Genomic DNA, 12,326 nt, shown 5'->3' on the forward strand with positions numbered 1-12,326 from the left:
GGGAATCCCGCAGGGGCCGCATCTTCTCGTACGTGTGTTCGATAGAGTCCCGCCATGGAGCAGCGAAAGCACTGGTGGAACGGGAAGTGGGGGCGGCTGGCCCGACGGGACGTCTTCCTGCGGGTGGACGCCGACCGGTGGCACGTCGAGCAGCGGGCCGGCGGTGCCGAGGGCATCTCCCGCTTCTACGAGTACGGCAGTGCGGACGAGGCCGAGGAGACGGTCCGGGCTCTCCTTGACGGCACGGACACCTGGCGGGAGTTGTCCCCGCGCCCGCCGGGCAGCTGGACCCTCCCGAACAGCTGAGTGGGGCGGGCGGGTCGGCGGCGCGTTTAACGGCGTACCGCCCCGGGAACCGCGTTGGGATGGACCAGCAGGACGAGCAGCAGGCGACCATCTCGCGGATCACCACCGGGATGCCGGTGATCGACTCCGCGGGCACCGAGGTCGGGACCGTGGACCTCGTCCAGCGCGGCGACCCGAACGCGGTGACCGTGCAGGCGCCGACCGCCGATCCGGGCAGCAGCCTGGACGAGCTGATCGAGTCGACGGCGGTCGAGGAGCCGGATGTGCCGGCCGATCTGGCGGCGCGGCTGCTGCACACCGGCTACCTGAAGGTCTCCACCGAGCTGACCCGCACCGGCGCGGTGTACGTGCCGGCCGACCGGATCGGTTCGGTGGCCGACGGCCGGGTACGCCTCGCCGTCGGCGTGGCCGAGCTGCCCCCGCAGGAGTAACCCCCGCCCAACCCCGCCTTCGCGTTCACCGCCCCTCCGCCTCAGCCGACGCGTGCGCCGACGCCATCGCTGTCGCCCTCCGCAGCCCGATCGGCGACCGGGTCGGAGTCGGCCACGGACGGCTCGACGACCGGGACGGACCGGTCCGGCGTCGCGGCTGAGCGGCGGCGGAAGAGCAGCAGCATCAGGCACCCGGCGACCAGGCCCCAGAACGCGCCGCCCACGCCGATCAGCGTCACGCCGGAGGCGGTCACCACGAAGGTGACCACGGCGGCCTCCCGGGTCGCCGGGTCGGTGACCGCCGACGCGAGCGCGGTGGCGAGGGCGCCGAGCAGGGCCAGTCCGGCGACCGCCTCGATAAGGATGGGTGGGGCGACCGCGACCAGCGCGGTGGCCACGCCGGCGCCCAGCCCGAGCAGGGCCAGTCCGACGCCGGCGGTGACCGAGGCGACCCACCGGCGGTCCGGGTCCGGGTGGGCGTCCGGGCCGGCGGCCAGCGCGGCGGTGATCGCCGCGAGGTTCACCGCGTGCCCGCCGGCCGGGGCGGCGAGCAGGCTGGCCAGGCCGGTGGCCCGCAGCGCGGCACCGAACGGCGGCCGGTAGCCGTAGCCGACCAGCACGGCCATGCCGGGCACGTTCTGCGCGGCCATGGTGACCAGGAACAGCGGCAGGGCGAGCCCGATCAGCGCGGACGCGTTCCAGGCCGGCGCGGTCAGCGTGATCGACGGGATCAGCGCGGCGCCGCTCAGACCGGTCGGCGGCGAGGTCAGCGCGATCGCCGCCACCGCCACGAGCAGCGCGCCGGGCACCGCCCAGCGGCGGGCGAAGCGGTGCAGCAGCAGCCAGCCGGCCACCACCGGTCCGGCCACCGTGGGCAGCTCGACGAGCGCGCGGACCGGGGCGGTGCACAGCGGTAACAGCACCCCGGCGAGCATCGCGCCGGCGACCGGCTTGGGAATGGCGGCCACCGCCCGGCCGAGCGGTGGGAAGAGCCCGGCCGCGACGATCAGCAGGCCGGAGACGAGGAACGCACCCACCGCGACCGGCCATCCGCCCGGCGGTGACCCGGTCGCCACCAGCAGCGCCGCGCCCGGCGTGGACCAGGCCACGCTCATCGGTATCCGGTGTCGCCAGCCCAGCCAGGCGGCGGCGAGCCCGCACGCCACGCAGAGGGCGAGCAGACCGGAGGCCGCCTGCGCGTCCGACGCGCCGGCCGCCCGGAGCCCGGCCAGCACGACGGTGAACGAACTGGCGAAGCCCACCAGCGCGGTCACCACACCGGCCAGTACCGGTTGTGTGCGCCCGGCCATCCCCACCCCTCCCGACTGTTCCGTTTACGGAACGACTGCGTGTAGCACGATAGCCGGGTGCCGCACCCACCACCAGCCCGCCGCCCGGGCCTCGACGTGGACCCCGCCGTCGTCGGGCGCCGGGTCCGAGCCCTGCGCGAGGAGCGGGGGGTCTCGCTGTCCACACTGGCCCGGCTCGCCGGCGTCGGTAAGGCCACCCTCTCCGGCCTGGAGAACGGCACCCGCAACCCGACCCTGGAGACGCTCTGGGCGGTCACCGCGCAACTCGGCGTACCGTTCACCGCCCTGCTGGCGGAACCGGCGGCCGAGCCGACCGTGCACGGCACCGCGGTCACCGCCACCCTGCTGGAGGTGTTCTCCGACACCGACGCGACCTACGAGCTGTACCGGATGCGGGTCGCGCCCGGCGTCACGCAACTCTCCCCCGCCCACCAACCGGGAGTCACCGAACACATCACCGTCTTCGCCGGCGTGCTGCGCGCCGGCCGGGCGGACGCGCCGCTGACCGCCCCGGCCGGCGGTCACCTGCGCTGGGTCTCCGACGTGCCGCACACCTACGCGGCGGTGGGCGACGAGGAGGTCGCCGCCAGCCTGCTGCTGCGCTACCCCCGCCGCTGAGCCCGACCGAGCCGGCGCACCGCCCCTCCGGGCGGATATCGCAATCATTTCTCGACCCGACGTAGGAGGCGTAGAGACGAAGGCGGGGTGTTCTTGGCAAGCTTGACCCCATGACGCTGATCCTCCGCTCGGTCATCCTCAACGACATCGGCTTGGTGCGCACCAACAACGAGGACTCCGCCCTCGCCGGTGACCGCCTGATCGCGGTCGCCGACGGCATGGGCGGGCTGCCCGCGGGCGAGGTGGCGAGCGAGATCGTGATCCGGATCCTGGACGAGCTGGCCCCGCCGACCGACCCCGACGGGGCCGCCGACGCCCTACGCGCCGTCGTCAGCACCGCCAACCAGCGAATCCACGCCGCCATCACCGTCGACCCGACCCGCGAGGGGATGGGTACGACACTGACGGCGGCGCTGCTCGCCGGGGAGACGCTGGTGCTGGCGCAGGTCGGTGACTCCCGCTGCTACCTGCTGCGGGACGGGGAGTTGACCCAGCTCACCCGGGACGACACGTTCGTGCAGGCGCTGGTCGACCAGGGCACGCTCTCCCCCGAGCAGGCCCGGCACCACCCGCAGCGCTCCCTCGTGACCCGGGCCGTGCAGGGTGCCGACACCCCACCGGCCGTCGGTGTGCTCACCGTCGTCCCCGGCGACCGGCTGCTGCTGTGCAGCGACGGGCTCTCCGACTACGTCGAGGACGACGCCATCGCCGCGGCGCTGGGCATGTACGCCGACCGCCAGCAGTGCGGCGAGCAGTTGGTGAAGCTCGCCCACCACGCCGGCGCACCGGACAACGTCACCGTCGTCGTCTCCGACGTCACGGCCCGCTGACCTCCACCTGCTCGTGACACAGGCCGGAGCGGGCGGTCGGCGACCTCAGTAGGTAGTTGTGCCATCTAGGTTGCGCAGCTAGTGTCCGGCGGGTGGATTCCGACCGACGCGGGCAGTGGCTGCGGGGGGTGCTCGACATCTGCGTCCTGGCCCTGCTGGCCGAACGCGAGTCCTACGGCTACCAGCTCGCCCAGGCGCTCGACGCGGCGGGCGTCGGGCCGATCCAGGGCGGCACGCTCTATCCCGTGCTGCTGCGCCTGCAGAAGACCGGTCTGGTGACCGCGCAGTGGCGGGAGGGCACCGCCGGGCCGGCCCGCAAGTACTACCGGCTGACCGAGGGCGGGCAGGCCGCGCTGCGCGACGGAGGCAACGCCTGGCTCACGTTCGTCAGGCCGGTGAGCGACATCGTCACGAAGGGGGTTGCCGGGTGAACGACGACTGGCTACGCACGTTCGCGGCCGAGCTGCACCACCGCCGGGTCGCGGTGGACGCCGCCCGGCACGTGGTCGCCGAGGCCGCCACACACCTGCGCGACTCCGGCGGCGACCCGTGGATCGTCTTCGGCCCACCCCAGCAGTACGCGGGCGCGATCGTGGAGAGCATCGGCACGGCACCCGGGCCACGCCCCGGACCGGTCCGGCTGCACGCCCGCGGCATCACCAAGCGGTACGGCCGAAAGACGGTGCTGCGCGACGCGACGCTGACCGTCCGGGCCGGACAGATCGCCGCCGTGGTCGGCGCCAACGGCTGCGGCAAGAGCACCTTCCTGCGGATCTGCGCCGGGCTGATCTCACCCGACGCCGGTGAGGTGACCGTCTCCGGGCGACTCGGCTACTGCCCACAGTCCGGCGGCACCGCCGACTTCCTGCTCGCCGACGAGCACTTCGTGCTGGTCGGCGCCGGTCAGGGCGTGGCCCGGGGGCCGGCCCGCCGCGCCGGACGGGCGGCCGCCCGACAGCTCGGCTGGGAGGCGGGCGGAAACGTGCAGGCCCGGCACCTCTCCGGCGGTACGCGCCAGAAACTCAACCTGACCATGTCCACGCTCAGTGAGCCGGACGTGTTGCTGCTCGACGAGCCGTACCAAGGCTTCGACCAGGGCACCTACGTCAACTTCTGGGACCAGCTCAGCCGACTGCGCGACGAGGGCGCGGCGATCGTCGTGGTGACCCACCTGCTCAACCAGCTCGACCGGGTGGACACCGTGCTCGACCTGACCCCAGCACAACCGTCCGGGCGGATCGCGCCCGGCGTCCGAGGAGGCCGTCCGTGAACCGGCTCGTCACCGTCGCCGAGATGACCCTGCGGGAGTTGTTGCGTCGTCGGGGCGTACTCCTGCTGTTGTTGTTGATGCCGTTGACCTTCTACCTGATCCGGCGGGACGCCTACCTCGGGCAGTCGGTACGGTCGCTGCTGCTCGGCGTGGGCTGGGCGGTGAGCACCGCCGCGCTCTTCGCCACCACGGCGGCCCGGGAGCTGGAGCCGAGGTTGCGGTTCGCCGGCTACCGCCCACACCACCTCTACCTGGGTCGGATGCTCGGCCTGTGGGCGGTGGGGCTCGTCATCTCCGTACCCTTCTTCCTGCTTCCCCTGGTCGACGGCGCGGACCTGCGGTACGGCGGCCTGGCCGCGGCGATGCTCTGCTCGATCGGTGTGGCGGCGCCCTTCGGGATGCTGATCGGCACGCTGCTGCCCCGCGATTTGGAGGGAACGCTGCTGCTGCTGACCGTGGTGACCGTGCAGATGCTGATCGACCCGGCCGGGTCGGGTGCGAAGCTGACGCCGTTCTGGTCGAGCCGGGAGATCGCCACCTGGTCGGTGGATCACACCGACGAGGGTTACCTCACCCGGGGCGTGCTGCACGGGTTCGCCGTCACCGCCCTGCTGGTGCTCAGCGTGGCCGCCGTGGCGAGTGTCCGGCTGCGCCGCCGCCGGCACCTGCGCCACCTGCCCGTCGGCTGATCCGGTCAATTCGGTTGCTCGGACCTGCGCGGCGGGTTGAGATGGGCGGATGACCATCCGCCGGGTGACCGCCGACGACCGTCTCACCACCAGTTTTCCGCTGGCCGCGTACGCGTTCGAGTCGTCGCCGCTCGGTGCCGCCCGGGTCGAGCACTTCCGCGACTACCTGCCCTACCACCAGGGCAACACGACGCTCGTCATCGAGGAGGACGGGGCCACGCTGGCCGCCGTGTCGGCCATTGGAATGCGGCAGAACCTCCGCGGGGTGGTGCTGCCGATGGCCGGCGTCGCCGGGGTGGCCACCCATCCGCTGGCCCGCCGGCAGGGGCATGTCCGGACGCTGCTGCACCGGCTGCTCGACGAGATGCGCGACGAGGGGCGTCCGCTCAGCGCCCTCTATCCGTTCCGGCCCAGCTTCTACGCCCGGTTCGGCTACGTCGGGCTGCCCAAGCCGCGCACGGTCACCTTCACCCCGGCGGATCTGGGGTCGCTGCTGCGCGCCGAGCTGCCCGGCGAGGTGGGCTGGGAGCGGATCGCCGCCGGCTACCCGACGTGGCGCGCGTTCACCGAGCGCTGCCTTGAGCAACGGCACGGCTTCTCGGTCTTCCCCGACTACCGGGCGGTCGGGTTGCGCGACCGGGACGAACACTGGCTGCTCACCGCCCGGGTGGATGGCGCGGTCACCGGCGCGATCACGTACCGGATCGACGACTACGGCGGCACCCTGCTCGGCAACGAACTGCTCGCCACCGATCCGCTCGCCCGGACGTTGCTGTTGCAGTTCCTCGCCCGGCACGTCGACCAGGTCGAGCGGGTCAGCCTCCAGGTCCCGCCCGACGAGCTGCCCGAGCTGTGGCTCACCGACCTGGACGTGCGCGTCGAGGCGCGGGCGGGCCGGCCCGGCTCGTCCGCCCCGATGGCCCGGCTGCTGTCGCTGGACGCGCTGAGTGGGCTGCCCGTCGGGCCGGGCCGGGTACGCGTCGAGCTGACCGGGGACCGGTGGCTGGCCGGCACCCACCTGCTGGACGGCACGAGCGGCACCCTCGACGTGGTCACCGACGGCAGCGCCCGGGTGCCGTCCGCCACGCTCACCGCCGCCGGGCTCTCCGCCCTCGCGTACGGGGTGCTGGACCCGGCCGAGCTGCCGTTGCGAGGGCTGGGCGAGGTCCAGCCGGACGCGGCCGCCGAACTGCGCAGCATCTTCCCGCGCGAAGTGCCGTACCTGTTCGCCGACTTCTGAGCACGGTTTGCCGCTCGTGCCCCACCGGGTACGGTCCCCGGAATGCCGGAGTGGTTGCAGGCGGGCGGATGGGGATTGCTGGCCGGGTCGGCCCTGTTGGTCGGGGCGGCGGTCGGCTGGTTCGCGCGCGTGCCGCAGACGCTCATCGCGTCGGTCATGGCGTTCGGCGCGGGGGTGCTGCTCTCCGCGGTGTCGTACGAGCTGATCGAGGTCGCGCACGACCAGGGCGGGATGCTGCCCACCGTGCTCGGTGCGGCCGGCGGCGCGAGCGCGTACACCCTCGCCAACGTAGCCCTGGCCCGGCGCGGCGCCCGTAACCGGAAACGCTCCGGCGCCCGCCAGCCCTCCGAGGGTGAGAAGCCCGGCTCCGGCACGGCGATCGCGGTGGGTGCGCTGCTCGACGGCGTACCGGAATCGGTGGTGATCGGCGCCAGCCTGCTCAGCGGCGGCGCGGTCAGCCTGGTCACGGTGGTGGCGGTGTTCCTCAGCAACATCCCGGAGGGGCTGTCCAGCGCGGCCGGCATGCGCCAGGCCGGCCGGACCCGACGGTACGTGTTCCTGCTCTGGACGGGGATCGCGCTGATCAGCGGCGTCGCGGCGCTGGTCGGCAACACCCTGCTGGGTGGCGCACCGCCGGAGGTGCTGGCCAGCATCACGGCGTTGGCCGCCGGGGCGATCCTCGCCATGATCACCGACACCATGGTCCCGGAGGCGTTCGAGGACGCCCACCTGCTGGTCGGTCTCATCACGGTCGCCGGTTTCCTGACCGCCTTCGCCCTCTCCCACGCCTGAGTGACCCGACCAGCCTTAGCGAGGCATTAAACCGGCACGGCGGATTCGTCGCGACGCCGTCACGGCTCCTAGCATCACGGGGTGCGCATGACGTCGCTTGCCGCTCTGCTCGTCCTCGGTGTCGCTACCGCGACCCTGCCCGCCTGCGCGTCCGACGATCCGGCGCCCGCCTTCGAGGCCGGCTCGCCCGCCTCGCCGCAGGCCCTGGCGACCGGCGACCAGGGCGTCGTACCGGCGGGCCGCGACGGCCTCGGCGGCCCCGGGGCCAGCGCGAGCCCGAAGCCCGCCGCGAAGGCGCTCGCGGCCGGCAACCCGAACGGCAAGGCCACCGTGCCCGCCGAGGCACGCGCGGTGGACACCTCGAAGCCGACCCGGACCGTCGGCACCGGCACCCCGGCGAGCTGCACCTCCGCGGCGGTCGTGAAGGCCGTCGCGGCCGGCGGCATCATCACGTTCAACTGTGGACCGGCACCGGTGACGATCACGATGGCGGCCACCGCGAAGGTCCGCAACGCCAACGGGCCGAAGGTCGTCCTCGACGGCGGCGGCACGGTCACGCTCAGCGGTCAGGGGCAGCGCCGCATCCTCTACATGAACACCTGCGACGAGGCCCAGGGCTGGACCACCTCGCACTGCCAGAACCAGGACCACCCGCAGCTCACCGTGCAGAACCTGACCTTCGCCGACGGCAACTCCACCGGCGACAAGGCCGAGGGTGGCGGCGGTGGCGCGATCTTCGTACGCGGCGGGCGGTTGACGGTGGTCAACTCGCGCTTCGTCCGCAACCGCTGCGACCGCACCGGCCCCGACCTGGGCGGCGCGGCCGTCCGGGTGCTCAGCCAGTACGACAACAAGCCGGTGTACGTGGTCAGCAGCACCTTCGACGGCGGCTCCTGCTCCAACGGCGGGGCGCTGAGCAGCATCGGCGTGTCGTGGGTGGTACTGAACAGTGTGCTGAAGAACAACGAGGCGATCGGCAGCGGCGCCAACCCGGCCAAGTCGGGTACGCCCGGCGGCGGCAGCGGCGGCGCGATCTACTGCGACGGCAACGAGTTCACCGTACGGATCGCCGGCACCGTCATCGAGAGCAACAAGGCCAACGAGGGTGGCGGCGCGATCTTCTTCGTGAGCAACAACCGCACCGGCACGATGCGGATCGAGAACTCGACCCTGCGCCGCAACCCGAGCGGAAAGTTCGAGACCCGCGGCTACCCCGGCATCTTCTTTCTGGGCGCCCAGAACCCCACGGTCATCGGCACCAAGCCTCAGTAGGGATTTCCCTGGCCCGGGGGGCGTGCTTCGAGGAGGCCCTCCGGGCGACCCGGCAGGGTGGGCGCGCCCGACAAGGGCGGGCTCGCGGTGTGGTCGCCGCCGGCCATGCCGACGATGAGTTCCTTGAGCGCGGTGAGCGCGTCGATCCGGGGCACCCACCCCAGCTCGCTCTCCGCCCGCTCACTGGACATCAGCGGCGCGTTCAGGCCCAGCTCCACCCAGCCCGCGTCGACCGGTTGCAGCCGCGCCCGCCAGGTCAGGGCCGCCGCCACCCGCAGCACCGGCGCCGCGACCGGCACCGTCCAACCGTGGAAGTGCCGGGCCACCAGCTCCGGGGTCAGCACCGGGTCCGCGGCGAGATTGAAGGCGCCGCGCGCATCACCCAAAACCGCCCTGGCGTACGCGTCAGCCACATCGTCGGCGTGCACCGCCTGCATCCGCAGCCGGCGGTTCGTCGGCACCAGCGGAATCCGGCCGAAGCGCAGCAGCCGTACCGGCGCGAAAGGACCCAGAAAATAGCGGGTGATCTCCACACCGGCGGCCCGCTGGAAGATCAGCCCCGGCCGCAGCCGCACCACCCGCACCGCGGGATGCTCCCCCTCCAGCCCGTCGAGCAACGCCTCCACCTCGGCCTTGTGCTCGCTGTACGACGAGCCGGACACACCGGTCGCCGGCCACCGCTCGCTGATCGGGTGATCCTTCGGGCCCGGCGCGTACGTGCCGACCGACGACGCGTACACCAGCGCCGGCACCCCGGCCCGCACCACCGCGTCGAACACCGCCCGGCTGCCGTCGACGTTGGTGCGGCGCAGCACCCGCTGATCATGACTGGGCTGGATCTGCCAGGCCAGGTGCACCACCGCGTCCGCGCCGGCGAAGATCTCGGCGAGCTGGGGTGGGGCAGTCGGCGCGCCGATGTCACACGAGTGCCACTCCACCTGGTCGTACGGCGTACCGGCGTCCGGGCCGGGCAACCGCCGAGCCACCCCGGCCAGCTCCACCCCCCGCTCCCGGCGCAGCCTGCGCAACACCGCCGTACCGACGTTGCCGCTCGCCCCCACCACCACGATCCGCATGCCCGACCCCGTACCCGCCCAGCACCACCTCAACCGCCCCGCCGCTGCCCGCGGCGCCGGCCCTTGATCGACTCGCCTTCAAGGATTCCGGGCCATCCCACCGCGCCCCGACACCCCACTTTCCAGGAGCACGAGTCGATCAAGCACTTGTGCCGGGCTCCATACCCCGACCTGGGGGCCTCCAGCGCTCTGGACACCGCCAGTGGGTCGAGCTAGTGATGATCGAGTGGGGTGCCGGTCGTCCGGCGGCAGGCATCGACGGCCCGGCCGGAAGCCGAGAGTCGGCGGCGCTCACTGTCAGGTAACCTGAGCGCGCGGGCCGCTACAGATCTTGAATGGTTAGGTTGAGTCGGGTTCGAGGGTCAGGCCGGTGTGGGCGAGGAAGCTGTCGAGCAGGTCGGCCCGGTACTGGATGCGTTTGAGTCGGTTCTTGACGATCGCCTGGAGATGATCGACGCCGCGGACGGCGAGGTTGCCGATGCTGTGTTTGAGGTGTGACCACACCTGCTCGGTGGGGTTGAGGTCGGGGGCGTAGGCCGGCAGACGAATCACGTGTAGCCAGTCCCGGCCGTTGATCATCTGCCGCATCGCGGCGCTGATGTGGGTATTGAGGTTGTCCCAGACGAGCACGATCGGACCGCCGAGCTGCTGGTGGGCTGCGTCGAGCAGGGCGATGTAATCGGTTTCGGCGAAGCTGCGTCGTTCGTTCTTGCGGCCGCGGTGGGTGATCGTTCGGTAGATCAACCGGCTGCGTCGGCCCGGTTTCACGCAGACCAGCCCCGCGATCGAGACCCGGCCAGAACCCCCTTACCTGACAACGGAATCACCGGAGTTTCGCCGCGTCGGCCCCAGGTGCGGGCCTTCGGTGGGCGCAGCGTCTGACCGGCCTCGTCCTCGAAGCAGATCCACGCGTCGCGCTGCGCCGCTACCGTTTTCCCGCCGGCCACACCTCCCGCCGCCACGTCGCGATCGCCTCCTCGTCACGCTCGACGGGCCGGTGCGACGGAACCTGCACCGACCAGCCGATGCGATGCAGCAAATACGAGGTGCCGCGCAGCGTGTACCGGGTGCGGAACATCCGAGCGATCAGATCCGACACCCGCGCCAGGGTCCACCGCTGGTCCTCGCCGAACCCGTGCGCGGCTGGCCCCTCATCCAGGGCATCGGCCAGGCGCCGCAGCCGGCCGGCGTCCAGGCGGCAGCGGGAACCGCTCGGCCCTTTCGACGCCAACCCGGCCTCACCTTCGGCACGCCACCGCTTCCGCCAGCCGTACACCGCTGTCTGCGACACCCGCAACCGCCGGGCGACCTCCGCAACCGGCACGTCCTGCGCGAACCACCCGGCCGCTTGCCGCCGCACCGCCTCACGCTTCACCCGCCCTCGCTCGGACAGCCCACCTCCGTCGGGATACCTCATCCCTCCGGCCTACGCCCCCGACCCGCGAAGATCACGCCGACACGCCGACCCACAGTGGACAAACCTGACCTTTCAAGATCTGTAGCGCAAGCTGGGCTTGTCGCCCGTCGGTAGCGCGGCAGGTCAGGAATGGGAGATGCTGCGCTTGGTGACCGGGCGGGGGCGGCGGACTGCGCCGCTGCGGGCTCAGCAAGGGCTGGCAGCAAGGTCCTAGCCCTCATGCGGTTCGCGCTGATCACCCGCCGGATGACTGAGCAGAACGCTTATATGGTGGGCCGCCTGGGACTCGAACCCAGAACCTAAGGATTAAAAGTCCTCAGCTCTGCCATTGAGCTAACGGCCCGCTGCGCTTCAGGCTACCCGACCACCTGGGGCCGGGTTGATGTCCGCCCCCGGTCCAGACGAGCGATGCTGATCTACGCCCGCCGTGACGCGTGAGCGGCGATACCCTCCCGCCGATCGCCGTCTGCCTCGGGGTTGCGGCGCATCGGGTGCAGGGTTGGACCGTCCGGCAGGATGATCGGGGGACAGGGTGCGTAGCCGTGCCGGCTGTAGAGGTCACTGGCGGTGGTGGTGCTGGTCCAGGACGGCAGGCCTACGTGGTCGAGGCGGCTGCGGTGGTGGGCGAGCATGGCGGTGCCGTAGCCGGCACCTGTGCTGCTGGGCCGTACCGCGAGAAACGCCAGCTCGTAGTGGGGCTCGGTGGGTCGCGCCTTGGCGAGCAACCGATCGAGAATGTCGAAGCGGCCGGTGTGCGGGCCTGCCGCGTCAGCTAGCCGCATCTGATAGTTCGCCGGTGGCGGGATGCTGCGGTATCGGTGGAAGCCGACAGTGGCGGCGTCGTCAGTGAGGTGGATGTCGCCGTAGAACATGGCGTGTTCGATCCAGATGCCGAGGACGTCGGTGAGGATCCGGCGGCGTGGGCCTGGGTCGGGGATCAGCCATGTGGCGAGAGGGCTGGGATGCAGTGCGTCGGCGATCAGTGCGGCGACATGGTCTTTGTCCGCCCACCGGGCGGCGCGGATGCGCGTTACAGCGTCCATGGCGAGATTTCCCCTCGATCTTGTCGGTCGCG

At 72.1% G+C, this 12,326-nt stretch carries 15 protein-coding genes and 1 tRNA gene; 10 read left to right on the forward strand and 6 right to left on the reverse strand.

The features are described 5' to 3' along the window. The first annotated feature begins 54 nt into the window (after positions 1 to 54). Complete coding sequence (locus tag O7620_RS23580; protein WP_139587082.1) at positions 55 to 306, forward strand: hypothetical protein; 252 nt, start codon at positions 55 to 57, stop codon at positions 304 to 306. Between the two features lie 59 nt (positions 307 to 365). After that, positions 366 to 737 carry a hypothetical protein gene (locus O7620_RS23585; RefSeq protein WP_278125205.1) on the forward strand — a complete coding sequence of 124 codons (372 nt, stop codon included), beginning with the start codon at positions 366 to 368 and terminating at the stop codon, positions 735 to 737. A gap of 41 nt (positions 738 to 778) precedes the next feature. Here the strand turns inward: O7620_RS23585 and O7620_RS23590 are convergent, their stop codons facing one another. Beyond that, positions 779 to 2,047, reverse strand: coding sequence for a benzoate/H(+) symporter BenE family transporter (locus O7620_RS23590; protein ID WP_278125207.1), 1,269 nt, complete (start codon positions 2,045 to 2,047; stop codon positions 779 to 781). A 57-nt stretch (positions 2,048 to 2,104) separates the two neighbouring features. On the opposite strand from O7620_RS23590, the gene O7620_RS23595 reads away from it, so the two are divergent. From O7620_RS23595 to O7620_RS23630, 8 genes are all read left to right on the forward strand, one after another. Continuing rightward, positions 2,105 to 2,665, forward strand: a complete 561-nt coding sequence (locus O7620_RS23595) for an XRE family transcriptional regulator (RefSeq protein ID WP_278125209.1) — start codon at positions 2,105 to 2,107, stop codon at positions 2,663 to 2,665. Between the two features lie 110 nt (positions 2,666 to 2,775). Further along, positions 2,776 to 3,495 carry a PP2C family serine/threonine-protein phosphatase gene (locus tag O7620_RS23600; RefSeq protein WP_151492764.1) on the forward strand — a complete coding sequence of 240 codons (720 nt, stop codon included), beginning with the start codon at positions 2,776 to 2,778 and terminating at the stop codon, positions 3,493 to 3,495. Between the two features lie 92 nt (positions 3,496 to 3,587). Beyond that, positions 3,588 to 3,926 carry a PadR family transcriptional regulator gene (locus O7620_RS23605; RefSeq protein WP_151492765.1) on the forward strand — a complete coding sequence of 113 codons (339 nt, stop codon included), beginning with the start codon at positions 3,588 to 3,590 and terminating at the stop codon, positions 3,924 to 3,926. Next, positions 3,923 to 4,765: an ATP-binding cassette domain-containing protein gene (locus O7620_RS23610; protein WP_278125212.1), complete on the forward strand. Its 843-nt coding sequence runs from the start codon at positions 3,923 to 3,925 to the stop codon at positions 4,763 to 4,765. The genes O7620_RS23605 and O7620_RS23610 overlap by 4 nt, the downstream gene beginning before the upstream one ends. Then, a complete protein-coding gene (locus tag O7620_RS23615; protein WP_278125213.1) occupies positions 4,762 to 5,454 on the forward strand; it encodes a hypothetical protein in 693 nt (230 codons plus the stop codon). Before O7620_RS23610 ends, O7620_RS23615 begins: the two co-directional genes overlap by 4 nt. A 49-nt stretch (positions 5,455 to 5,503) precedes the next feature. After that, complete coding sequence (locus tag O7620_RS23620) at positions 5,504 to 6,694, forward strand: GNAT family N-acetyltransferase (RefSeq protein ID WP_278125214.1); 1,191 nt, start codon at positions 5,504 to 5,506, stop codon at positions 6,692 to 6,694. 42 nt (positions 6,695 to 6,736) lie between these two features. Then, a complete protein-coding gene (locus O7620_RS23625; protein ID WP_278125216.1) occupies positions 6,737 to 7,486 on the forward strand; it encodes a ZIP family zinc transporter in 750 nt (249 codons plus the stop codon). Between the two features lie 87 nt (positions 7,487 to 7,573). Then, a complete protein-coding gene (locus tag O7620_RS23630; protein ID WP_278127124.1) occupies positions 7,574 to 8,758 on the forward strand; it encodes a hypothetical protein in 1,185 nt (394 codons plus the stop codon). On the opposite strand, the gene O7620_RS23635 is transcribed toward O7620_RS23630, so the two are convergent. The 5 genes from O7620_RS23635 to O7620_RS23655 form a co-directional block, all read right to left on the reverse strand. Next, entirely contained in the window at positions 8,752 to 9,834 is a 1,083-nt protein-coding gene (locus tag O7620_RS23635) for an NAD-dependent epimerase/dehydratase family protein (RefSeq protein ID WP_278125217.1), read from the reverse strand. The genes O7620_RS23630 and O7620_RS23635 overlap by 7 nt on opposite strands. A gap of 339 nt (positions 9,835 to 10,173) precedes the next feature. Beyond that, positions 10,174 to 10,602: a transposase gene (locus O7620_RS23640; protein WP_278125218.1), complete on the reverse strand. Its 429-nt coding sequence runs from the start codon at positions 10,600 to 10,602 to the stop codon at positions 10,174 to 10,176. A gap of 157 nt (positions 10,603 to 10,759) precedes the next feature. Continuing rightward, entirely contained in the window at positions 10,760 to 11,251 is a 492-nt protein-coding gene (locus O7620_RS23645; protein WP_278125219.1) for a winged helix-turn-helix domain-containing protein, read from the reverse strand. A gap of 268 nt (positions 11,252 to 11,519) precedes the next feature. Next, positions 11,520 to 11,594: transfer RNA gene (locus tag O7620_RS23650), tRNA-Lys, on the reverse strand. Between the two features lie 73 nt (positions 11,595 to 11,667). Next, positions 11,668 to 12,294: a GNAT family N-acetyltransferase gene (locus tag O7620_RS23655; protein WP_278125220.1), complete on the reverse strand. Its 627-nt coding sequence runs from the start codon at positions 12,292 to 12,294 to the stop codon at positions 11,668 to 11,670. Between the last annotated feature and the right edge of the window lie 32 nt (positions 12,295 to 12,326).

This window comes from Micromonospora sp. WMMD710, from assembly GCF_029626045.1.
GTDB lineage: Bacteria > Actinomycetota > Actinomycetes > Mycobacteriales > Micromonosporaceae > Micromonospora.

What these genes read in the sequence shown, in the direction of transcription:
- O7620_RS23580 (WP_139587082.1), top strand. Translation starts at nt 55, where the DNA reads ATGGAGCAGCGAAAGCACTGGTGGAACGGGAAGTGGGGGCGGCTGGCC.
- O7620_RS23585 (WP_278125205.1), top strand. Translation starts at nt 366, where the DNA reads ATGGACCAGCAGGACGAGCAGCAGGCGACCATCTCGCGGATCACCACC.
- O7620_RS23590 (WP_278125207.1), bottom strand. Translation starts at nt 2,047, where the DNA reads ATGGCCGGGCGCACACAACCGGTACTGGCCGGTGTGGTGACCGCGCTG.
- O7620_RS23600 (WP_151492764.1), top strand. Translation starts at nt 2,776, where the DNA reads ATGACGCTGATCCTCCGCTCGGTCATCCTCAACGACATCGGCTTGGTG.
- O7620_RS23620 (WP_278125214.1), top strand. Translation starts at nt 5,504, where the DNA reads ATGACCATCCGCCGGGTGACCGCCGACGACCGTCTCACCACCAGTTTT.
- O7620_RS23625 (WP_278125216.1), top strand. Translation starts at nt 6,737, where the DNA reads ATGCCGGAGTGGTTGCAGGCGGGCGGATGGGGATTGCTGGCCGGGTCG.
- O7620_RS23630 (WP_278127124.1), top strand. Translation starts at nt 7,574, where the DNA reads ATGACGTCGCTTGCCGCTCTGCTCGTCCTCGGTGTCGCTACCGCGACC.
- O7620_RS23635 (WP_278125217.1), bottom strand. Translation starts at nt 9,834, where the DNA reads ATGCGGATCGTGGTGGTGGGGGCGAGCGGCAACGTCGGTACGGCGGTG.
- O7620_RS23645 (WP_278125219.1), bottom strand. Translation starts at nt 11,251, where the DNA reads ATGAGGTATCCCGACGGAGGTGGGCTGTCCGAGCGAGGGCGGGTGAAG.
- O7620_RS23655 (WP_278125220.1), bottom strand. Translation starts at nt 12,294, where the DNA reads ATGGACGCTGTAACGCGCATCCGCGCCGCCCGGTGGGCGGACAAAGAC.